General features: G+C 32.5%; 24 protein-coding genes, 2 tRNA genes and 1 other annotated feature (1 of these 27 running past the window's edge). Of the genes, 25 read left to right on the top strand and 1 reads right to left on the bottom strand.

Annotated elements, in window-relative coordinates; genetic code table 11:
- Positions 1-2: 2 nt before the first annotated feature.
- The 22 genes from I6I93_RS00985 (at position 3) to I6I93_RS00880 (ending at position 16379) form a co-directional block, all read left to right on the top strand.
- Positions 3-1292: a type IV pilus biogenesis protein PilM gene (locus I6I93_RS00985; protein WP_112890398.1), complete on the top strand. Its 1290-nt coding sequence runs from the start codon at positions 3-5 to the stop codon at positions 1290-1292.
- A gap of 27 nt (positions 1293-1319) precedes the next feature.
- Positions 1320-2303, top strand: a complete 984-nt coding sequence (locus I6I93_RS00980; protein ID WP_112890397.1) for an AIR synthase family protein — start codon at positions 1320-1322, stop codon at positions 2301-2303.
- Between the two features lie 70 nt (positions 2304-2373).
- Positions 2374-3726 (top strand): N-acetylmuramoyl-L-alanine amidase, encoded by a 1353-nt coding sequence (locus I6I93_RS00975; protein ID WP_112890396.1) that lies wholly within the window; start codon positions 2374-2376, stop codon positions 3724-3726.
- A 10-nt stretch (positions 3727-3736) separates the two neighbouring features.
- Positions 3737-4453, top strand: a complete 717-nt coding sequence (rph, locus tag I6I93_RS00970) for a ribonuclease PH (protein WP_112890395.1) — start codon at positions 3737-3739, stop codon at positions 4451-4453.
- Positions 4450-5034, top strand: a complete 585-nt coding sequence (gene rdgB, locus I6I93_RS00965; protein WP_112890394.1) for an RdgB/HAM1 family non-canonical purine NTP pyrophosphatase — start codon at positions 4450-4452, stop codon at positions 5032-5034. Before rph ends, rdgB begins: the two co-directional genes overlap by 4 nt.
- A 61-nt stretch (positions 5035-5095) precedes the next feature.
- Positions 5096-5172: transfer RNA gene (locus I6I93_RS00960), tRNA-His, on the top strand.
- Between the two features lie 38 nt (positions 5173-5210).
- Positions 5211-5297: transfer RNA gene (locus tag I6I93_RS00955), tRNA-Leu, on the top strand.
- 329 nt (positions 5298-5626) lie between these two features.
- A complete protein-coding gene (locus I6I93_RS00950; RefSeq protein WP_172605477.1) occupies positions 5627-6022 on the top strand; it encodes a NusG domain II-containing protein in 396 nt (131 codons plus the stop codon).
- Complete coding sequence (locus tag I6I93_RS00945; protein WP_112890393.1) at positions 6019-6519, top strand: Gx transporter family protein; 501 nt, start codon at positions 6019-6021, stop codon at positions 6517-6519. The genes I6I93_RS00950 and I6I93_RS00945 overlap by 4 nt, the downstream gene beginning before the upstream one ends.
- Positions 6520-6527: 8 nt before the next feature.
- Positions 6528-7106: a Maf family protein gene (locus tag I6I93_RS00940; RefSeq protein WP_112890392.1), complete on the top strand. Its 579-nt coding sequence runs from the start codon at positions 6528-6530 to the stop codon at positions 7104-7106.
- 16 nt (positions 7107-7122) lie between these two features.
- Positions 7123-7842, top strand: a complete 720-nt coding sequence (gene radC / locus I6I93_RS00935; RefSeq protein WP_112890391.1) for a RadC family protein — start codon at positions 7123-7125, stop codon at positions 7840-7842.
- Between the two features lie 8 nt (positions 7843-7850).
- A complete protein-coding gene (locus tag I6I93_RS00930) occupies positions 7851-8399 on the top strand; it encodes an SGNH/GDSL hydrolase family protein (protein WP_112890390.1) in 549 nt (182 codons plus the stop codon).
- Positions 8386-9528: a hypothetical protein gene (locus I6I93_RS00925; protein ID WP_112890389.1), complete on the top strand. Its 1143-nt coding sequence runs from the start codon at positions 8386-8388 to the stop codon at positions 9526-9528. The genes I6I93_RS00930 and I6I93_RS00925 overlap by 14 nt, the downstream gene beginning before the upstream one ends.
- Positions 9497-9937 carry a prepilin-type N-terminal cleavage/methylation domain-containing protein gene (locus I6I93_RS00920; protein WP_112890388.1) on the top strand — a complete coding sequence of 147 codons (441 nt, stop codon included), beginning with the start codon at positions 9497-9499 and terminating at the stop codon, positions 9935-9937. Before I6I93_RS00925 ends, I6I93_RS00920 begins: the two co-directional genes overlap by 32 nt.
- Positions 9921-10301: a type II secretion system protein gene (locus I6I93_RS00915; protein ID WP_236587193.1), complete on the top strand. Its 381-nt coding sequence runs from the start codon at positions 9921-9923 to the stop codon at positions 10299-10301. Before I6I93_RS00920 ends, I6I93_RS00915 begins: the two co-directional genes overlap by 17 nt.
- Positions 10246-10752, top strand: a complete 507-nt coding sequence (locus I6I93_RS00910; protein WP_236587192.1) for a PilW family protein — start codon at positions 10246-10248, stop codon at positions 10750-10752. The genes I6I93_RS00915 and I6I93_RS00910 overlap by 56 nt, the downstream gene beginning before the upstream one ends.
- Entirely contained in the window at positions 10745-11710 is a 966-nt protein-coding gene (locus I6I93_RS00905; protein WP_112890386.1) for a hypothetical protein, read from the top strand. The genes I6I93_RS00910 and I6I93_RS00905 overlap by 8 nt, the downstream gene beginning before the upstream one ends.
- Positions 11711-11724: 14 nt before the next feature.
- The gene (gene efp, locus I6I93_RS00900; RefSeq protein WP_070700128.1) at positions 11725-12282 is read left to right on the top strand and encodes an elongation factor P; all 558 of its coding nucleotides are present in this window, start codon (positions 11725-11727) and stop codon (positions 12280-12282) included.
- 23 nt (positions 12283-12305) lie between these two features.
- Positions 12306-12614 carry a CD1247 N-terminal domain-containing protein gene (locus I6I93_RS00895; RefSeq protein ID WP_112890385.1) on the top strand — a complete coding sequence of 103 codons (309 nt, stop codon included), beginning with the start codon at positions 12306-12308 and terminating at the stop codon, positions 12612-12614.
- Between the two features lie 89 nt (positions 12615-12703).
- Positions 12704-13969, top strand: a complete 1266-nt coding sequence (locus I6I93_RS00890) for a dihydroorotase (protein WP_112890384.1) — start codon at positions 12704-12706, stop codon at positions 13967-13969.
- A gap of 90 nt (positions 13970-14059) precedes the next feature.
- Positions 14060-15817: a DUF4153 domain-containing protein gene (locus I6I93_RS00885; protein ID WP_236587191.1), complete on the top strand. Its 1758-nt coding sequence runs from the start codon at positions 14060-14062 to the stop codon at positions 15815-15817.
- 10 nt (positions 15818-15827) lie between these two features.
- The gene (locus I6I93_RS00880; protein ID WP_112890383.1) at positions 15828-16379 is read left to right on the top strand and encodes a hypothetical protein; all 552 of its coding nucleotides are present in this window, start codon (positions 15828-15830) and stop codon (positions 16377-16379) included.
- 52 nt (positions 16380-16431) lie between these two features.
- On the opposite strand, the gene I6I93_RS00875 is transcribed toward I6I93_RS00880, so the two are convergent.
- A complete protein-coding gene (locus I6I93_RS00875; protein ID WP_112890382.1) occupies positions 16432-18066 on the bottom strand; it encodes a putative manganese-dependent inorganic diphosphatase in 1635 nt (544 codons plus the stop codon).
- Between the two features lie 79 nt (positions 18067-18145).
- On the opposite strand from I6I93_RS00875, the gene I6I93_RS00870 reads away from it, so the two are divergent.
- From I6I93_RS00870 to I6I93_RS00860, 3 genes are all read left to right on the top strand, one after another.
- On the top strand, positions 18146-19360 hold the full coding sequence (locus I6I93_RS00870; RefSeq protein WP_236587190.1) for a BaiN/RdsA family NAD(P)/FAD-dependent oxidoreductase: 1215 nt from the start codon (positions 18146-18148) through the stop codon (positions 19358-19360).
- 72 nt (positions 19361-19432) lie between these two features.
- Positions 19433-20710 (top strand): NAD(P)H-dependent oxidoreductase, encoded by a 1278-nt coding sequence (locus I6I93_RS00865; RefSeq protein ID WP_112890381.1) that lies wholly within the window; start codon positions 19433-19435, stop codon positions 20708-20710.
- A 35-nt stretch (positions 20711-20745) separates the two neighbouring features.
- Positions 20746-21156 (top strand): RrF2 family transcriptional regulator, encoded by a 411-nt coding sequence (locus I6I93_RS00860; RefSeq protein WP_112890380.1) that lies wholly within the window; start codon positions 20746-20748, stop codon positions 21154-21156.
- Positions 21151-21281: a binding site (T-box leader), on the top strand; it runs 59 nt beyond the window's last position. (Overlaps the previous gene by 6 nt.)

Genomic DNA, 21281 nt, shown 5'->3' with positions numbered 1-21281 from the left:
ATATGTTTGACAGAAGTATAAAAATTAAGCTTAATGACGGTTTTATAAATATTTTTGACAAGACAAAAAGTGAAGAAGAGAAAAATTCTGTTCCCATGCCTTATAGGATATATAAGGATGGGAATATTTTAGATTACCACCATTTTTTCTATAAGATGGGAAAGATTTTTAAGAAACTTGATTTAAAGAAGAGGGATAAAGCCTATGTAATATTTGATTCAAGTGAATTTATTCATATTAATTACAAGATTCCAGAAATTGATGAGTCTGAAATTAGAGGATTTTTAAATCTTGAATTGGAAGATTATGGAGATTTTAATCTTGATGATTACAAAATTTTTTATAAGAAAAAATCTCTTGGAGATAACCTAGAACTTTCTATTGATCTAGTTCCCAAAGACATGATTTTAAAAATTGAAGAAATCTTAGATAAATTAGAAGTTAAAAATTATGAGATACTTCCAGAGAGTCAAACTTTCTCAAAGGATGGTAAGTTTCTAGAAGTCCAAGCTACTTACATAAAATTGATTTCTATTGAGGATGATCTAGTAAAATCCTATGAGAAAATTTACGACGAGAACATTGAAAAAATAATTGAAGACAATGGACTAGAAGAGAAAAATGCCTCAAACATAATTAATCTTAGGTACGATATAGAGGAACAAAAAGTTGAAGAAGACTTCTTGTTTAAATATAAGAATTATTTTATCAGACACATTAATAAAATAGAAAAATTTGCAAGTGGAGATAAAATTTATCTTTTTGGAAAAATTGCAGACTCAGAAACTATTAAGGATCTTCTAAAGTCCTATAGCAATTTAGAATATGAGTATCTTGGGAAAAATTTAGAACTTAATATTTTAAAGACTAAAGAAAAAGAGAAGAATAAAACAAAAAAAGATAAAAATTATATTAATTACATTTTGCCCCTTGCTATATTAATTTTAATAATTTCAAATCTTTTTTATTACAAGAAGCTAAAAAATGAAAATGAAATCATAAGTGAAAAAATAAAAACTCAAGAAGCAACCGAGGGCGAGGACATAGATTTATCATCTGATAGGTTTCAAGAAAAGAATAAAAAGTTTATAGAAAAAGTTTCTGAAATACAAAAACTTGAAGATGAAAATTTGGTCATAACATCCTACAATTTTGACAAGGGAAGGATAGTAGTGAGAGGCCTAGTAAAAGATGAAGATTATTTTAATAAGACTTTTAAAGATATAGATATTGTGAGCAAAAATTTTTACAAGGAAAATGGATTTAACAAATTTGAAATGCAAATCAAATAAGTGTAAAATTTTTGTGAGGTGTAAAGGATGAAAATTGGAAAATTAAAAACAGACTTGTTGGAAAAATATATTTTTGATAAGCTTGTTTCAAATAGAAAAGAAGTGATAATGGGTGGAGGAACTGGTCTTGACAATGCAGTAATGGATTTTGGAGGAGACCTAATAGTAGCCTCAACTGATCCCATAACAGGTGCTTCAAAAAACCTAGGATCACTTGCCATAAATATTTCTGTAAATGATGTGAGTTGCCAATGTGCAGACCCAGTGGGAGTTTTAATGACACTTTTGATTCCGCCATCTGCCGACCTAGACGACTTAAAGGAAATTGTAAATGATGCAACAAGAACTGCAGAAGAACTAAATGTTGATATAGTTGGTGGACACACTGAGGTAACTGATGCCGTAAATAAAATTGTAATTTCAACTACAGTCCTAGGCAGAGTCAATAAAGATAGAAGACCAGACATAAAAAGTGTAAAGCCAGGAGACGTACTTGTGGTTTCTAAATATCTTGGCATAGAAGGCACAAGTATAATTGCCCATGAAAAAGACCAGGTAAAAGAAATTTTAAACGAAGAAGAATATGAATTTGCAAAATCACTTTCCAAGGAAATTTCTGTTTTAAAGGAATCTAAAATTGCAGGTAAATACTATGTAAAACACATGCACGACATCACTGAAGGTGGACTTTTTGGTGCAGTGTGGGAGACTTCTAGAGCTTTAGGTCACGGTATAAGAATTTATAATGACTTAATCCCTCTTTTAGATGTAACTAGGAAAATCTCCGACTTTTATGATATAAATCCCATGAAGTTAATATCAAGTGGGTCCATGTTAATGGTATTTGATAAAGAAAGCTTTGATGACTTTAAAAGAGAAGCAGAAGCTAAAGGAATTAAAGTTACAAAAATTGGAGAAATAAATGGAGAAAATGAAGCTGTAGTAAAGTATGAGGACAAAGAAATAATATTAAAAGATCCTGATCCTGATGAGCTTTATAAAGTGGTCTAAAATTATTACAATTTGGTTACATTGTTGACAATAATTACAAAAGTCTATAAACTTTATCTAGGTGAATTAAATGAAAAAAATTATTAAAATTTCAATATTGTGCTTGGCATTACTTATTACACCAGTATTTGCCAACAACTTATTTAAAGTAAGCATAGGCAGGACACAATTTCAGGTTAAGAAAGCTGGAGTTCTAGTAAATAATAGGACATTAAAGACAGAATTCTCCCCCTACATAAAGCAGGGCAGGACTTTTGTGCCGATCCGTGAAATCACAGAAAATCTCGGAGCAGATGTCAAGTGGAACAACAGGGATAAGTCAATTAAGATTAGTCTTAATGGAGATGTTATTGACATGAAAATAAATAGTCCTAATGTAAGAGTTAATGGTAAAAAAATAAGCCTTGACAATGCTCAAGCACCACAACTTGCTCTTTATTCAAGCCCAAGAAAAGAAACCAAGACAATGGTGCCTTTGAGATTTATTTCTGAAACTTTTGGTTATGATGTTGATTGGAATAACGATAAAGTTAGGGCAGAGATAAGCACAAATAAGACTAAGTCTATTGTTGAAGATGACAAGAAAGAAAATTCTAATAAGAATACTAAGAATAATAAGTCTAAGAATAAGAATACGAAAAAAGTTGCATCTAAGACTAAGAATTCTAATTCAAAATCCATATTCGATAGCAATTATTTTGAGTCAAATGTGGAAAAGAGAGAAACTAACAAGATTACAAAAGAAATTAAGGGTGGCAACAAGGACAAGATTTTTGACCAAGCTGAACTTGATAAATCAGATGAAAAGAAAAAGAGGGTAATTAAAGATAAGATAGAAGTTAATGGCAAATTAAAAATTGTAATTGACCCTGGTCACGGTGGAAAAGACTCAGGAGCAGTTGCTCTTGATGGAGAAACCTATGAAAAAACTGTAAATCTATTAGTTGCTGAGAGATTAATGGATAAACTATCTGCCAATAGTGAAATAAGCCCAACAATAACAAGAACAAGAGACGAATACATTAAGCTTCTAGATAGGGCAGGTGTTTCTAACGATGGAGACGCTCACTTATTTTTATCAATCCACTTTAACAGTGCTGATAATTCTAGTGCCAAGGGGATAGAAGTTCTTTACGCATCAGAAAAGAACGTAAGAATTAAAGATACAGTTCAAAAAGATTTCGCATCCTGCTTACAAAAAGCTCTTATAAAAGAAACAGGAGCAGTTGATCGTGGAATTAAAAATAGGCCAGCTATAATTGTTTTAAATAAGACAAAAAATGTTGCTGCCTTAGCAGAACTTGGATTTTTATCCAATGAAGATGATTTAGAAAATATTAAAGACCCTGACTACATTGATAAATTAGCACAAGGACTCTATAATGGTATAGAAGAATATATGAACACATTTGTAGAAAAATAGAAGGGGAATTATGAGAGAAGATAGACAGAACGATGAAGCAAGACCTATAAGGATCACTCCTAATTACTTAGACCATCCCGATGGATCAGTTTTAATAGAATGTGGCAAGACAAGAGTTATTTGTAGTGCCATGATCGAAAACAAGGTTCCAGGATTTTTAAGAGGAAAAAATAAGGGCTGGCTATCAAGTGAATATTCAATGTTACCTGGATCAACCCCTACTAGAAAAGTTAGGGACATTTCCAAGGGGAAACTTGATGGAAGAAGCAGCGAAATTTCAAGATTAATTGGAAGATCCTTAAGGACTTGTATAGATTTAGATAAAATTGGAGAAAGAACTATTTGGATAGACTGCGATGTTATATCTGCCGATGGAGGAACTAGAACAGCAGCAATAACAGGTTCTTACATTGCACTTAAACTTGCAGTTAAAAAAGCCTTAGAGAATAAGAGGTTTGAAGAAGATCCAATCATCTCAAAAGTTGCAGCTATTAGTGTAGGAAAAGTTAATGGGACAAGCCTAGTTGATTTAGACTTCAAAGAAGATTCCAATGCAGATGTAGACCTAAATATTGTAATGAATGACGACTTTCAACTTGTAGAAATTCAAGGAACTGGAGAAAAAGACACATTTTCCATTGAAGAGTTAAATGAATTTTTACAAGGAGCTAAGAGAGGAATTGGAGAAATCTTCCGATATTTTGAAATTTTGGAGCAAAGTCTATGAATAAAATAGTTTTATCAACAGATAATAAAAATAAATTAAGAGAAATAAAAGAAATTTTAGCTGACTTAGATATTGAAATCTTTGGGAAGTCTGATATAGATGGACTTGATTTTGAAGTAGTAGAAGATGGAGAAACACTTTATGACAATGCTTTGAAAAAAGCAAGTGCCATGGCAGAAAGAATTGACCTCGCAGTCCTGGCTGATGACACAGGACTTTTTGTAAATGCACTTGATGGTGAGCCAGGAGTTCACTCTGCAAGGTATGCATCAGAGCATGATGATAAGAAAAACAGAGAAAAACTTTTAACAAACTTAAAGAACAAAGAAGACAGGTCAGCCTATTTCAAAACTCAAATAATCTTAATCGATTCAAAGAAGAATATAATTCCAATAGAAGGGGTTTGTGAGGGAAAAATTTCAGAAGTTGAAAGAGGAGACAATGGTTTTGGCTATGATAGTATCTTCATACCAGATGGATTTGACAAAACTTTTGCAGAAATGTCTCACGAAGAAAAAAATGAAATTTCTCACAGAGCAAGAGCCTTGAAGAATTTAAGAGAAAAATTAGAAAACTTATAATTATTGTAAATCTTTATTGACAATACATTTTTAATTTGTTATTATATATTTATTGTTCGTGGTGGGTATGGCCTAGCTGGTTAAGGCGTCAGATTGTGGTCCTGAAGATCGTGGGTTCGATTCCCACTATCCACCCCACAATATTTAGAAGTGCCTGGCACTTCTTTTTTTATTTTGCTAGAGTGGCGGAATTGGCAGACGCACCAGACTCAAAATCTGGCGGTCGAAAGATCGTATGGGTTCAAGTCCCATCTTTAGCACCATTTTCTATTATCGTGTATTATCGTTAATTGCCGTTTATTTGTATTTCATGCGGTTAATGATGATACACGATTTTTTTATTGCCCTGTAATATTGTTTTTTTGCCGTCTATTTATGCCAAAATCCACACCAAATGTCCACTTTTTTTTATAAGAGATCATTCATATTTAATTATTAATCATTTAAAATCAATTTTTCCATTCGAAAAAAATTAAAAATTTTCACACCGACTTTAAACTATTTTTTACTAAAAATTATAATTAGTTAAATATAAAAATTAAAATTTTATTTATTAAGTCATTAGTAAATAAAAGTATGCTATAATAAATTCATGAATAAGATAAAAAAAGCTGATGTTTTAGTTATTTTTTTAATAATTATTTCGTCTTTTCTTATTTATTTTTTCACCAACAAGTTACCGAAAGAAGATGAAATATCTTCTAAAAAACTTGTTATAACTGTTGACGGAAAAATTTATAAGGAAGTTGAATTAAATGAAGATACGAATTTAGATCTTGATATAGATACTAAGTACGGCAAGAACGAAGTTCATATAAATAATGGAGAAGTTCATATGCATGAATCTGATTGCAAGGATAAGATTTGCATGAAGATGGGAAAAATTAGTCTAACAGGTGATTCTATTATTTGTCTACCTAATAGACTTATGCTTAAGATTGTTGAAGACAAGCCTAGCGACGAGAGTTTGGATATGATAATAAAATGAGAAATAATAAAAAGTTAATTTACCTATCCCTCTTAAGTGCTCTTGGTATTGTGCTTGGTCTCTTTGAGTCCATGATTCCGCTACCTGTAGCTATTCCAGGAGCAAGACTTGGATTATCCAATATTGTTGTCCTAGTAACTATAGTTGCAATTGGCTACAAGGAGGGTTTTTTTGTAGCTATTTTTAAAACTATATTATTGGGACTTGTGACTGGAGCAATTTCAAGTTTATTTTTCTCCATGGGTGGGGCTATATTGAGTTCTCTTTCTATGATTTTAGCCCACAAATTCTTGAGAAAATATTTATCACTTATTGGTATAAGTGAAATTGGTTCTTTTTTTCACAATTTAGGTCAGGTTCTTGTGGCTTCATTTATAATGAGGACCACAGCAATCTTAGCCTATCTTCCAATTTTGGTTATTCTTGGTATTTTCACAGGTTTTTTTGTTGGACTTACTTCAATCTATATAGTTGACAACACAAACATTTCTAAGTAGAGGTATATATGGAAAAAATTATTTTAGCGTCAAATTCTCCAAGAAGAAGAGAAATTTTGGGAGAATTTATAGATTTTGAAATTATAACAAGAGAAATAAATGAAATTAAGGACGATACTTTTTCTCCCTGGGCAACTGTTATGGGCCTTGCTTTTGGAAAAGGTATAGAAGTTGCCAAGGAAAATGAAAACTCTATTGTTTTATCTGCTGATACCCTAGTGGAACTTGATGGAAAACTAATGGGCAAACCTAAGAACAGGGATGAGGCGAGAGAAATGATTAAGTCTTTAAGTGGTAAGGTCCACAATGTTTATACGGCTTATGCTATTTTTAAATTGTCTCAAGGCATAAAGTATGTGGACTATGAAAAATCTTCTGTAAAATTTTATGACTTAAGCCATGAAGAAGTTGAAAATTATTTGGATACATTAGAATATGAAGACAAGGCTGGTGCCTACGGTATACAAGACAAGGGAGCCTTACTTGTTGAAGAAATCAGGGGTGACTTTTTTAATATTGTTGGTCTTCCAATTGGAAAAATAAATAGAGACCTAACTAGGTTATTTGATTTTAATTTATGGCAATAAGTGATTGGTGGTTTAGATGAAAGAGAGAGATTTTGAAAAATACACTATAAAGGAAATGCCAGAGGACGAAAGGCCTCAAGAGAAACTAATTAAGTTTGGTCCAGATTATCTATCTAATGCTGAACTCCTAGCCCTAATTATTAGGACGGGAAATAGGAAGGGAGATTCAGCCATTGATACTGCTACTAAGGTTTTGAGGTCCCTTAGGACAGCTAATGATTCTAATGGACTAAACTCCTTAAAGAATGCAAACCTTTCTAATCTTATGGAGGTTGATGGAATAGGAGAGGCCAAGGCTGCTATGATCTTGGCGGCAGTCCAACTGGGCATAAGACTTGCTGTTTCAAGTAATGGAACAAAGATAAGAGTTACTTCGCCATCTATAGCTGCTAATTATGTGTTGAGCGAGATGAGTGTATTGGAGCAAGAACACTTTAGGATTATGACTCTTAATACAAAGAAGGAAATAAACTTTATCAGGGAAATTTCTAAGGGAACTATTAATATGACTATAGTCCATGCAAGGGAAGTTTTCAGGGCCGCTATATCTGACAATGCTCACAGCATAATTCTATTACATAATCACCCAACTGGTGACCCCAGCCCATCAAAGGAAGATATAGGGCTCACAAAAAATTTAATTGAGGCTTCTAAGATTATTGGTATAGACATCTTGGATCATATAATTATTGGAGACAACAGATACTTTAGTTTTCTTGAAGAAGGACTTTTATAGGAGGGCTTATGAAATTCTGTGCCTTAGGTGATTCGATTTTTGAGGGATTTTTAGTAGGAGGAAAATCCTTAGTTTATTACTTATCGGGAAAAGGTTATGATATTGATAACTATGGGGTTAATGGTCTAACTAGTGACGAACTACTTTTGACACTAGATAACTTAATTGCCTATGATGTGAATTTAGTTTGTATTGGTTTAAATGATTTTTATAATGGGAAGTCTCTTGATCATGTCTTAGATAATATTTTTAAAATTGTAGATAAGTTAAAAATAAATAAGGGAAAAATTTTCATAATTACACCTTATCCAACGTCTTTTTTAAATCTTGACGAAGCCTATAAAAGTTTTATAAATTTTACTTCTGTAAATAAAAAAATAGAAGATTTTGATAGGATCTTAAAGGAAAGAGAAGGAGACTATAGGGTCGTATCCTTCTACGATTATGCTAAAGAAAACTATATAGAAGAAGACCTTATCGATGGAATTCATCCTAACACAAGGCTTCACAAGGACTTAGCAGCTTATCTTGAGGAAAAATTAAATGGATATTTATGATATTTTTTGCAAAAAAATTGGATATCGAAAACTTTCAAAGAGAGAAAAAATCCTATCCAGCCTTTTGATTTTACTTTTAATTGAATTTTTATTTTATAATTTTCTATTAAAGAATGAAGTCCAAAGCACATCTGAAGCAAGTCTTAAGGATAATATGCCTGTAATCGAAGAAGAATTTACATATAAGGGATTCCGTGACTTCTCACAAGATAAATTAGAAAAAATTGCCAAGGAAAGCAATATAAGTAAAGATAATTTTTCTAAAGAATCTCAAAGTGATATTGAAAGTTTAATTATTAAGGGGAGCGTAAACTCTAATAACTTAAATAAAATTGAGAACCTTATTAATTACTATGGATACTCTAGTATTGACTTGACTAGAAGTGATGAAGGAAACTTCAATTACAGGCTTAAAGCAGAGAAACCTTCAAAGGCAATTTATTATAGCGATTTAAAGAAGGCTTACTTTGGAGAAAATAAACAAATTGAAGAGAAGAAATCAGAAGATAAAGAAAAACAAGATGTAACTAAAGAAAAAAACTCTGAAAAAATTACTAATACCAAGAAAAATATTCAATTAAAGAATAAAAAGCAAAGTAATATTAAGAATATAGCTAAGAATCAAAAGCAAATCAAGGGTCATGAAGAGACAATAAAAAATTTAGATAAGAATAGTATTTCAGCTAAGCCCTTAAATTTAAGCGATTCAATTAAAAGTGAAAGTATATTTGAACAAGATAAAACTAAATCTAATGAAGAGGGTTTAAAGTTTATTGAAAGCGATAATATAAAATTAGATTATTATCCAGAAGATGGAATCACATCTGTCTTTGCAAGTAAAAAGGATTTAAATGACAAAGTGAAACTTGGAGTGGACAGGCACTGCAATGGTCTTTCTTTTTCTATATATCTTCCAAAAAAATCTTTTAGAGAAATGGGAACTATAAATATTGCTGGAGAAAACTTGCCTTTTAGTGGAGAAATTCTTGAGAATCAGTGGACTAGAATAAACTTAGCCCAAGACGATATAAGCTATATTTACTTTATAGCAGAAGAGGATGAAGATTTACTTTTATTTTTAAAAGAAGTTGATTACTATGAAGAAGAACAAAGCCTTTACCCTAATTGAGTTAGTGATTAGCATAGGCATAATTTTAGTTTTACTTAGCATTGGAGGACTTAATTTTAAAATAAGGGACAGGGTTCAGGCTAGAGAACAAGTAAAAGAACTAGCACTTGATTTAAAATTTTTAAAAAATTATTCTCAAATAAATAATTTGAGGACTTCAATGACTTTAAATGACCAAGGTTACTCAATAAAATTTGGTAAAAAGTCAAAAGAAGTTAAATTTAATTCTCTTCTTAAATTAGAGTCCACAAACCTCAGCGAAATTACTTTTTCAAAAAAGGGTAAGCCCTCTTATGTAAATGAAAAATCATCAGCTGGAACAATGATTTTTTCCATTGGAGATAAGAAATATAAGATTACAATACAGCCAGTGACAGGTAAGGTGAATTTTATTGATTATAAAGAATAAGCACAAGGGCAACTTAATGCTTGAAGTTTTATTTTCTATTGTTCTCTTGGCACTAATAGCGTCAACAATTCTTCCTAATGTAATAAGTCTTTTAAAGAATCAGACTTATATCGGCGAGAGGGAAGAACTTATAAGCCTCATGTCATCTAGAATGGAAGAAGTAATTGGTAGCTCCTACAATAATGAAGACTTAGATTTACACTTTGATGATGCCGATGGTTTTAATGATAAATTTAAGATTGAAGTTGAGAAGGAGTCAGAAGATAAGTTAGACCATATAATTTTAAGGGGAAAGAGACGAGGTTCTGATGAAGAGATTAAGATGGAGGTATACCTCAAAAAGGGAGGCCTATTCACTGATTGAACTTGTTATGTCCATGGCCATGCTCTTAATAATTGGGATGGTAATAACATCAATCTTGGGAGTGTCTCAGAAGGCCCTGACAAAAACCTATGAAAATGAAAATATTTCATCTGACTTGTCCTACGCCTTGGGTTACATAAAAGATGAGATCACTTCAAGTGATTACTATACAGTTGTTGATGGAAAAATTTATTTTATCCAGCCAGTTGAAAATAAATTTAATTATGTTTTCTTTGGACTAAAGAACAATAAAGTTTACAGGTATTCTCTTCTGAGGGACAGGTTAGGCAAAACGGAAAAGATTGAGTCCGACGGAGTCAATGCACTAGCAGATAACATTTCTTCATTTTCTATTGATGATGAAGGAGATTGTTTTTCTATAAAAATTGGATATAAGGATAAAGAAGAAATTATAAGAAAGATTGCAAAGAGGTCAAGACTTTATGAGTAAAAGAGAAAAGGGATATATTTATATTTTTACAATTTTACTCATTAGCCTCCTTGCAATCTTTTTTTATTTTATTTACTCCTACATGTCTGGTTCTACTTACATAAGTAAAAATAGACTGGAGTCTCTTCAAGCAAACTATGCTTTAGAGTCAACACTTAATATAAAAATCTCACAAGATGACTTTCAAAAAGACCTAGAAGATTTTATTTTTAAAGATTCCTCTAATAAGTTAAAGATAAAAAAACTTCCAGAAGATACTGAACTCTTAAGTCTTAATTTTAAGAAAGAAGATTATGAAGATGAAAAAAATAAGGATATAGACTTAATTAGCCTCAAGAGTCAAATCAAATATAAGGATACTCTTGTGGACGGGAGGATTCGAGGTCACTACATAAATAAAATTTATAAGGAAGAAGATGGAATTCTAAATTCATCTAAAGTAAATGGAGAAGCTTTAAATAATTTAAGAGAAAAATTTGCATGCGATGATTGGACAGATAAAAATAATAAAAAAATATATCTTGACGGCGATTTTATTTATGATTATCAGGGTGGGAAATATATTATTTTCGAAGAGATAGAATTGTACGATGAAGAAAGTGATTCTTACATCAAAAAATTAAATCCACTTTATGATGTATCAAAAAAAGATATAATTATTCAAAAGTCAGGAACTTTAAAATTTTTATCATCTACTAGGGGTCAAATTTTCATAATAAATGATAAAGTTGTGTTTAATGATAATACATTATCTGGTATAATTATACTAAAGGAAAATGCACAAATTGCTAATACTTGCACTTTAAATGGATATTTAATAGACCTATATGATAGAAACTCAGGTATAGGAGTTAAATATTCTTCACGAGTCTTCAGTTTATATGGTTATTTGTTGCCTGAATACATAAAATTTCAGCCAATTTCACTTAACTACTACGACATAGAAGATAATACTTAAATATGGAGGATAATATGATCAACGCAGGAGAATTAAGAAAAGGACTTACATTTGAATGGGATGGAGATGTTTGGGAAGTTATTGATTTCCAACACGTTAAACCAGGAAAGGGAGCTGCCTTTGTAAGAAGTAAAATTAAATCAGTACTAACTGGTGGAATTAGAGACACTACTTTTAACCCATCTGAAAAATTTGAAAGAGTTGTTATTGAAAACAAAGAAATGCAATACCTATATTCTGACGGTGAACTTTACTACTTCATGGATCAAGAATCCTACGAACAAATCCCACTAGAAAAAGACATGGTGGAAGATGCTCTTAACTTTATTAAGGAAAATGACATGGCTACTATTAACTTCTACAAGGGAAAGGCATTTAGGGTAACTCCTCCTAACTTTGTTGAATTAGAAGTTACTCAAACAGAACCAGGCGTGAAGGGAGATACATCAAGTGGTGGATCTAAACCAGCTACAGTAGAAACAGGCTTTACTCTCAACGTGCCACTATTTATCAATACAGGCGATATGATAAGAATTGACACTAGAGATGGCGAATATATGTCTAGAGTTTAATTTGGAGGAAACTTGGAGGAAACATGGAATATTTATTAAAGAGAATATCTTACTTACGAGGTCTTTGTGATGGATATGATTTAGACACTACTACAAATGAAGGAAAAATTATTTCTGAACTTGTAGATATTCTAAGTGATGTTATCGATGAAATGAGAGAATCTCGTGAAGAAATTGAAGACTATGTAGATATTATTGAAGAAGATCTTGCTGATCTTGAAGATTATGTTTATGAAAATGATGACATTGAATTCGACCTTTATGATGATGATTTCGACTTTGACGATTTAGAAATTTATGACGAAGACGAAGAAGAGGCAGAAGAAGAATAAAATATTTTAAAAGGCGAGGTTAACCCTCGTCTTTTTTAGGATGTAGAATTTTATTTGATTTTTTAAGATTTTATTTAAGAGGAGTTTATATGATAATTAAAGGTGGAAGAGTTCTTGATCCAGTATCTAAAAGAGATGAAGTTATAGACATAAAGATTGAAGATGGGAAAATTATAAAGATTGCAAAAGATATTGAAGCATCAAGTGACAAGGAAGAAGTTATTGATGCAAGAGAAAAAGTCGTAGTCCCAGGCCTAATAGATGTCCATGTTCACTTTAGAGATCCTGGTCAAACTCAAAAGGAAGACCTAGTGACAGGAAGCCAAGCTGCCATTGCTGGTGGCTTTACTAGTGTGGTCCAAATGGCAAACACAAGTCCAAAAATTGATTCTAAGGAAAAAATAATTGAACATTACAAGAAGGCCAGAGACTTACCCCTAAAAGTTTTTACAGTTTCAGCTCTTACAAAAAATTTTGGAGACTTAGAACTAGTTGATATGGAAGAAAATTTTAAGAGGGGAGCAGTTGCCTTCACTGATGATGGAATCCCAAATAGGAATTCTGAACTTATACTTGAAGCAATGAACAGGGCCAAAGACCTTGATGCAATTATTTCCTTCCACGAAGAAGACCCAGACTTAATTGGACAAAATGGAATAAACCATTCAGAAGTTTCAGAAAAACTTGGAATATATGGTTCACCTAATATTGCAGAGACATCTTTTATAGCAAGAGACGTGGCTATGGCAATCTATACTGGGGCAAAAATTTCTATCCAACATATTTCCACAGGACTTGGAGTAGACCTTGTGAAGTTTGGAAAGGAAATGGGCGCAAATATTTATGCAGAAGTAACACCCCACCACATAGCTCTAAATGATTCTGCAGTTTTAGAATATGGAAGTCTTGCAAAAATGAATCCTCCACTAAGGAGTGAAGAGGATAGACTTAGAATTATTAAGGGAATAAAAGAAGGAACAATAGAAATTATTGCAACAGACCATGCCCCTCACACTGCAGAAGAAAAATCTAAAGAAATAACTAAGGCTCCATCGGGAATAATCGGTCTTGAGACGTCTTTTTCAATTTGCTATGAAAATTTAGTTTTGACAGAAGAAATTAGCCTTATGAAATTAATTGAACTCATGTCTACAAATCCAGCAAGAATTTATGGACTTGAGGGAGGAGAAATAAGCCAAGGAAAAATTGCTGACCTTGCAATAATAGATCTCGATAGTGAATATAAGATAGATAAATATAAATCTAAATCTTCTAATACACCTTTCAAGGATAAGACCCTTAGAGGGGAAGTCCTATATACAATCTCTGAAGGAGAACTTGTATACAAAAAATAAATATGTCAAAGTGGATACAATGATAAAGGTTTAAGTGAAATTCTTTAAAAATTATTGTCTTTAGTATATTATTAAAAAAGGGAGGTAATTATGAAAAAACTTAATATTAAAATTCTTGATTTTAAAAGTATAAAAGATACTTTTAAAAGATTTCCCTTTACAATAATATCAGCTACACTTGCAAGTATATTTTTGATACTAGCGACTTATGATCAAAATGCAGAAGACTTTAACAATAAAATGATAACTTACGGATTAGTTTTTATCTTTGCCATATTTTTATATGCATTTATAAGACTTTTCAATGAAGGATTAAGAAATTTTTATGATCTAAAAAACTTAAAAAATAATAATTTATTAAAAATAATTTCTTATGTTGTAAGCTTGCCCATACTTTATGGAATTTACGAATTAGTATCTAATGAGGCAGGTCCTTTGACAAAATATGATGATAATTTGGTTTTCTTTACCCTGATAGCATCACTAATAGTGGCATCTTCCTTTGTAGCAAAATTTAATTATCACGAAGACTATGTAGCCTATGTTGCAAAAATCTTAAGAGCCTTTATAATTTCCAACATTTACAGCTTTATAGTTTTTGTAGGAGTTTCTGCTATAGTATTTGCCCTGGATTCACTTTTTAAATTTAGTTTTGGATCCTTAGTTTATTTAAGAATTGGAATATTTTCCTTTATCTTATTTAACGTGATAACTTTTTTCCAAGATTTTCCAAAGGTGAGGGACTCCTTTACAGACTACAAGTATCCCAAACCCTTTAGGATTCTTTTGGTCTATATATTTACGCCACTTGTAATTATTTATGCTTTAATTCTCTTGGCATACTTTATAAAGATTTTAGTACTTTGGCAAATCCCAAATAACTTAATAGTAAATCTTGTAATTTGGTTCGCATCTTTTTCTGTGGTTTACTTGTTTTTCCTTTCAAGAGTGGACTCAATTGGATTTATAAATAAATTTAAAATTATTTTTCCAATAAGTTTATTCCCTCTGCTTGGGATGATGTTTTTTGCAATTTACCTAAGAATTGGGGAATATGGACTTACAGAAAACAGATACATTGTATTAGCTGTAGGACTTTGGGTATTTTTATCCTTAATTTACTATATTTTTTATAGAGAAAATTCAAATATAACTGTGCCAATTTTCTTAGCTGCCATTATATTGATAACTGGAATTGGGCCAGCCTCTGCAACAAGACTTAGAACTAGGTCACAAAATGCTAGGTTTGAAAAACTCTTAAAGGAGAACAACATGATTGCTGGAGAAGACATAAGGTCTGATGTGAAGCTCGATAGCTTTGTAAAAAACCAAATAATAGATATAGTTTCTTATATGGATAAGAGAGACAGACTTGAAGAGTTAAAATATCTTCCAAAGGAATTTAAACTTAGCGAAGAAAGTTTCACAAGAGTCTTTGGCTTCTCTAATAAAGTTGAAAACCAATCTTATCTTGGTTACTCTTACACTGATGGCATTGTCGACGAAGGAGAACTTGGATTTAATTTAGATATAGAAGGATATAAGAATATTATTTTTGTTTACTCACTAGATAAGGAAGCGAAATCTGGGGACTATAAGTTTGAAAAAAATAATAAAGAAATAAATATTTATAAAAAAGCTAATGGTGACTACAGGCTTAAGAAGTCTATTGATCTAGTGGCCCTAAGGGATAAACTGAAAACTCTTAAAAAGACTAAGGAGCAAATAAAGTTAGAAGACCTAGCAATAGAAGATGACAACTATAAAATCTATTTCACAAATATTTATTTTGGCAATGAAGACAAGATGGAAAATGCCTATATTGAATTCTATCTCTTGACTAAGTAGGAGGCATAAATTGTATTATATAAATTTTGAAAATGATGTTTTTATTGATGAAAACATAGACCTTTCACACCTAAAAGACCTTGTAAGAATTTACCTTAATAGGTGCGATTCTTATCAAATCACAGTTTTAAAAGAAGACAAGAAATCAAAAAAACTTGTAGATGACTTGGCTGTTTATTCAGATGAAAATGGATACGAGTATATCTTGCAAGGCATCATTGATGAAGACTTTAAAAAATTAATTTTAGAAAATCTTATAGGTGAAAGTGCCTTAAACTTTATGGGCTTAAGTCTTTATGATGATGGAATTTTAAAATTAGAAATCTTAAATTATGGAAGCGAAGTTTACATCTATGGCTTTGACAAAAAAACTGTAGTAGAATTTGCCGATGAACTTGAAAAAGTTTATGGAATAAAAGAAGTCAACGTCTATATAGATGAAAACAGTGAAGAGGATAATGACCACCACCAACACGACCACGATCATGACCATTCATGTGGGTGCGATTCCCATGATGATCACGACGGTTCATGTGGCTGTGGTGAGTCTTGTAACAATTAAACTAACAAAAATAAGAGTCTATCACTTGATAGACTCTTATTTTTTTATCTTCTTATGAAATTTCTTCTGATATTGCTGAGGAAATCTTTGGTAAAAGTTGTTTTTTTCTTGAGAGAAGACCTTCTGATAAAAACTTATCTCCAACTAGGTTCTTGTCAAATTTTCTTGCAATAGCTTCCTTGAAGGAACCTGCCAAGATGACTTCGGAAACTTCTTTAAAAATGTCTGTAATCATTAGGACGAAAGTCTCTGCATCAGATGTAGCTACAAAGTTTTCCATGGTCTCTTTTAGTTCATTTTCAACTGAAGCTGTTGACTCTAGGTCCATGGTAAAAATTTGGCAGACCCTTACATTAACTCCTTCAACAGAAAAGTTTTTAACATCAGACTTTAAAAGTTCATCAGGTTTTCTGCCTTCAAGGCTCGTGCCTGCACGGAACATCTTCATGGCAAAGTCATCAACATCAATGGCTGCAATTTTTTTCATCTTGTTTAAGACATACTTATCTGTCTCAGTTGAAGTTGGTGACCTAAAGAGTAAGGTGTCAGAAATGATTGCTGCACAAAGAAGTCCAGCAACTTCACGAGATGGTTTGATCCCATTTTCAAAAAACATCTTTGAAACAATTGTAGCAGTTGATCCCACAGGTTCGTTCCTAAAATAAATTGGGGAAGATGTGGAGATATTTGCAACCCTATGGTGGTCCACAATTTGAACAATTTCTGCAGCGTCAATGTCGTCAATAGATTGGTTCCTCTCGTTGTGGTCTACTAAAATTATTTTCTTCTTTAAATTTGAAATCAAGTGGTATCTTGAAATATTTCCTATAACCTTGTTCTTGTTGTCAAGGACTGGATATGACCTAAATCTCGATTGAGACATTTTTTCTCTTACGTCGTCAATTAAATCGTCTTTGTGAAAAACTACTAGGTCATCTCTTGTCATTACATATTCAACAGGCACAGCTTGAGGCAAAAGTCTTGCCACCATAAAGGTAGATAGGCCAGTTGAAATCACTGCAACATTATTTTCTTTTGCAAGCTCCATGAGTTCATCGTCAAGCTTACTAGAAATAGTTAGGATTAAAAGAGAAACTCCTTTTCTTATTACAGATTCTTGGTCCTTTACATCGTCACCAACAATTACAATGTCCCCTTCGCTTATAAGGTCTTGATTTTTTATGGCTTTGACAGCCATCTTGCCAGTGAATTTTCTTGGATCTTTGGGAAGATAGAGGACCTTTCCCTTAAGTACTTCTAAAATATTTTCGAAACTTGTATTAGACCTGCCAATAATTGAGTCGTCCCAAATTTCCATGTAAGTTGATGCTATGTTGGAAAGACTCACTATCCCAATTAAGTTGTCATCGTCATCAACTACAGGGAGTGAACTAATATTATTTTTTTGAATTAGGTCCATGGCAGAGGCCATAGAAAGACTTGGGTTGACACAGTAAGCTGCATCAATTTCTATGTCGCGAACTTGTGGCTTAATAGAAGTTTTTAGCCTTGGTCTTTGGACCTTAAAGTAGTCTAGGACAAATTCTGTTTCCCTATTTAGGTTTCCCAATCTAATTGCTTCAGCGTCTTCGCCCATCTTGTTTTTTAATTCTGCAAGGGCTATGGCAGAACATATGCTATCAGTATCTGGATTTTTGTGACCAGTTATATAAATTTTATTTTTCATACATCCTCCAAATTTCTAAGTCATTATAACATAAAATGGCTTAAATCTTGTAAAATTATATGAACTTAGGATATAATTTATGAGTGATAATATGGATATAATAATAATTGGCGCAGGGGCAAGTGGAATTGTCACTGCAATAAATGCAAAAAATGAAAACAACAAGGTAATTCTTTTAGAAAAAAATGACAGGATTGGGAAAAAATTGTTGGCCACAGGCAACGGAAGGTGCAATTACACCAACATGAACTTGACTGAGAAAAATTATTCTTCTCCTGACTTTGTAAAAAGAACCCTAGAAGAATTTACTAACGAAGATCTTATAAATCACTTTAAAATTTTAGGACTTGAATCAACTCGTGACGGAGAAAGAGTCTATCCCATAAGCTTAAAGGCAAATTCTGTTTTAAATATTCTTATTTATTGGCTTGAGAAAAAGGGAATAGAAATAAAAACTAATTCGCAAGTTAAGGAAATCAAGAAGAGAAAAAAGGGCTATGAGCTTATAACTAATGACGAGACTCTCAAGGCTGATGTAGTGGTAGCTGCCTTTGGTGGCAAGGCCATGCCAGCAAGTGGGTCCGATGGAGTTAGCTTTGAAATCCTAAAAAAGATGGGAATAAGGGTTACTGATTTAAAACCAGCTCTTACTCAGTTAAAACTTGACTCAAAATATTTAAAACACCTAAGTGGGACAAAGGTCCTAGGTCGTGCAAGGCTATTAAAGGATGAAAAACTTGTAGATGAGAGAGAAGGGGAAATTTTATTTACTAACTACGGAATTAGTGGTCCACCAATTCTAGATATGTCGGTAAATATTAGTGATAATAACATAATTGAAGTTCCCCTTATAAATAACTTAAATGAAGATAGCATCGATATGCTCTACAACAGGTATTACATGTTCCCAGACTTTTCACTTGAAGAATTTTTGCTGGGTATTGTAGACAAAAAGTTTATCCACTATATAGTTGACTCGCTAAATATGGACAAAAATATTGCCATGAACATGATTCCTGTTGGAGACTTTGAAAAGATTGTTGGACTACTTTTAAAATCTCGTTTTAGAGTAACAGGAAACACTGGATTTAAAAATGCCCAAGTGACAAGAGGTGGAGTTTCTCTTGATGAAGTAAATCCAGAAAACTATGAATCAAAAAAATTTAAGGACCTCTATATAATTGGAGAGGCCCTAGACATTGATGGGGACTGTGGTGGTTACAATCTTCACTTTGCCTTTAGCTGCGGCTATAGGCTCGGAAAAATATTGAGGGAAAAAAGCAATTTGCAATAGAAGTTAAATCAGATTAAAATAGTCTTTGCGATTAATTTTGAAATTATATCTTGCAATAGATTTGGAGGAAGTATGTTTTATTTACAGAAAAAATTAAAGGAATTTGGGAATATTTCTGTTGGAATTGTTGGTTCAGGTATTATGGGAAGCTCGCTTTTCACTTTGCTTAGCCAAAATGAAAATTTTTATCCCCTTGTATTTGCGTCAAGAAATAAAAAAACTTTGGAAGCTGCCATTGATGCAGCAAATATAGATAAAAATGACCTTGCCTTTACTGATGACATAGAAGAAGCTAAGAAGCTTTTAAAAGAAAAAAAATATATTGGAACTACGAATAATTTAATAGCTGCATCCCTTGTAGATTGCCTAGTGGATTGCACTGGAGATACAGAGACAGGAACAAGGCTTTCTCTTATTGCTATTGAGAACAAGGTTGACATTGTCAGCCTCAATGTGGAAATGGATGCAACTGTTGGTCCTTATTTAAAAGTCTTGGCAGATGAAAAGGGAGTAGTTTATTCTGGAACTAAGGGAGACGAACCTGGTGCAATTGTAGAAATTTATGAATTTGCAAAAACTTGTGGCTTTGAAGTCCTAGTCTTAGGCAAGGGTAAAAATAATGAATTAAATAATTATGCTACACCAGACACTTTAAGGGAAGCAGCAGAAAAAAAGGGAATAAACCCTAGGATGCTAACCTCCTTTGTTGACGGAACAAACACAATGATTGAACTCAATGCAGTTTGCAATGCCCTTGGATTTGTGCCAGACGTAAGAGGCTGTCACTTTATAGATACTGATCCAAAAAGTATTTCAGATGACTTCAAGCTAAAAGAAGATGGGGGAATTTTAAATTCCTATGGAGTTGTTGACTTTGCAACGGGGATTGCTCCAGGAGTTTTTGCAGTAGTAAGACCAAAATCAGACATAATAGATAAGGAAATGAAGTATCTTTCTATGGGAGAAGGTCCAAACTACGCTATTTATAGGCCCTATCACTTGACTAGCATCGAGACAATTGTTTCTATTATAAATGCTGTTGTATTAAGAGATGAATCTATTGCTCCTATTGGAAGGCCTTTTGCTGAAACAGTTTCTGTAGCCAAGAGGGATATCAAAAAGGGAGAGGCCTTTGATTCTATTGGTGGAGAAATGATTTTTGGAAGTCTTGAGAAGAAGGAAGACCAAGAGAAAGGAAACCACCTACCAATAGGGATAGTAACTGAAGGTGCTATTGCCAAGAGGGATATTAAAAAGGGAAGTCTACTCACTTACGATGATGTTTCTCTAAACCAGGACTCAGAAATTGTTAAGTTGAGAAAAATTCAAGATGACTATTTTAAATTGTGAACATTGATGGTATAATATCGTAAATAGGTGATAATATGAGAATAACACAAGAAACAGACTATGCATTTCGTATTGTAAGTTATCTTGCTAAGAACGAGGGAAAGGTAATTGGAGCACCACAAATTGCTGAGAGCGAAGGTGTTACAAAAAGATTTACACTTAGAATCCTTAGAAAATTAAACTTAGCTGGTATTACAGATGCGAAGAGGGGATCTAAGGGCGGATATTTTTTAAATAAACCCAAGGAAGAAATCACTTTATATGATATACTTATAGCTGTAGATGGCCCTATTGTAATCAATAGGTGTCTACAAGAAGAAGAATCTTTCTGCAGCAAGCACCCTGAAGGAGATACAAGACACTGTAAATTCCATGTGGCACTTGCTGGTATGCAATCAGAAATAATTAAAATGTTTAAAAGTCAAACAATTGACAATTTCATATAGGCTTTGATGAGGACGGTAACTTCTAGAAAGTAAGAGAACAGTTGGTTGGTGCAAAACTGCCTTTCGAAATTTTACATATCACCTCGGAGCCCAAGAGTCAAAAGCTCTTGCGCTATTTTGCGTTA

Origin of the sequence: Peptoniphilus harei, assembly GCF_016726485.1 — a bacterium.
Classification (GTDB): Bacteria; Bacillota; Clostridia; order Tissierellales; family Peptoniphilaceae; genus Peptoniphilus_A; species Peptoniphilus_A harei.
The sequence above is the reverse complement of the archived record's forward strand: the minus strand, read 5'-3'. Positions and strand labels throughout refer to the sequence as shown.

Bases quoted from the DNA above. Each gene is read 5' to 3' on its own strand.
- radC (WP_112890391.1), top strand. From the start codon at position 7,123: ATGAAAGAGAGAGATTTTGAAAAATACACTATAAAGGAAATGCCAGAG.
- I6I93_RS00865 (WP_112890381.1), top strand. From the start codon at position 19,433: ATGTTTTATTTACAGAAAAAATTAAAGGAATTTGGGAATATTTCTGTT.
- I6I93_RS00920 (WP_112890388.1), top strand. From the start codon at position 9,497: ATGAAGAAGAACAAAGCCTTTACCCTAATTGAGTTAGTGATTAGCATA.
- I6I93_RS00940 (WP_112890392.1), top strand. From the start codon at position 6,528: ATGGAAAAAATTATTTTAGCGTCAAATTCTCCAAGAAGAAGAGAAATT.
- I6I93_RS00890 (WP_112890384.1), top strand. From the start codon at position 12,704: ATGATAATTAAAGGTGGAAGAGTTCTTGATCCAGTATCTAAAAGAGAT.
- I6I93_RS00875 (WP_112890382.1), bottom strand. From the start codon at position 18,066: ATGAAAAATAAAATTTATATAACTGGTCACAAAAATCCAGATACTGAT.
- I6I93_RS00945 (WP_112890393.1), top strand. From the start codon at position 6,019: ATGAGAAATAATAAAAAGTTAATTTACCTATCCCTCTTAAGTGCTCTT.
- I6I93_RS00910 (WP_236587192.1), top strand. From the start codon at position 10,246: ATGAAGAGATTAAGATGGAGGTATACCTCAAAAAGGGAGGCCTATTCA.
- I6I93_RS00985 (WP_112890398.1), top strand. From the start codon at position 3: ATGTTTGACAGAAGTATAAAAATTAAGCTTAATGACGGTTTTATAAAT.
- rph (WP_112890395.1), top strand. From the start codon at position 3,737: ATGAGAGAAGATAGACAGAACGATGAAGCAAGACCTATAAGGATCACT.
- I6I93_RS00975 (WP_112890396.1), top strand. From the start codon at position 2,374: ATGAAAAAAATTATTAAAATTTCAATATTGTGCTTGGCATTACTTATT.
- rdgB (WP_112890394.1), top strand. From the start codon at position 4,450: ATGAATAAAATAGTTTTATCAACAGATAATAAAAATAAATTAAGAGAA.
- I6I93_RS00930 (WP_112890390.1), top strand. From the start codon at position 7,851: ATGAAATTCTGTGCCTTAGGTGATTCGATTTTTGAGGGATTTTTAGTA.
- I6I93_RS00895 (WP_112890385.1), top strand. From the start codon at position 12,306: ATGGAATATTTATTAAAGAGAATATCTTACTTACGAGGTCTTTGTGAT.
- I6I93_RS00860 (WP_112890380.1), top strand. From the start codon at position 20,746: ATGAGAATAACACAAGAAACAGACTATGCATTTCGTATTGTAAGTTAT.
- efp (WP_070700128.1), top strand. From the start codon at position 11,725: ATGATCAACGCAGGAGAATTAAGAAAAGGACTTACATTTGAATGGGAT.
- I6I93_RS00870 (WP_236587190.1), top strand. From the start codon at position 18,146: ATGAGTGATAATATGGATATAATAATAATTGGCGCAGGGGCAAGTGGA.
- I6I93_RS00980 (WP_112890397.1), top strand. From the start codon at position 1,320: ATGAAAATTGGAAAATTAAAAACAGACTTGTTGGAAAAATATATTTTT.
- I6I93_RS00950 (WP_172605477.1), top strand. From the start codon at position 5,627: ATGAATAAGATAAAAAAAGCTGATGTTTTAGTTATTTTTTTAATAATT.
- I6I93_RS00885 (WP_236587191.1), top strand. From the start codon at position 14,060: ATGAAAAAACTTAATATTAAAATTCTTGATTTTAAAAGTATAAAAGAT.
- I6I93_RS00905 (WP_112890386.1), top strand. From the start codon at position 10,745: ATGAGTAAAAGAGAAAAGGGATATATTTATATTTTTACAATTTTACTC.
- I6I93_RS00925 (WP_112890389.1), top strand. From the start codon at position 8,386: ATGGATATTTATGATATTTTTTGCAAAAAAATTGGATATCGAAAACTT.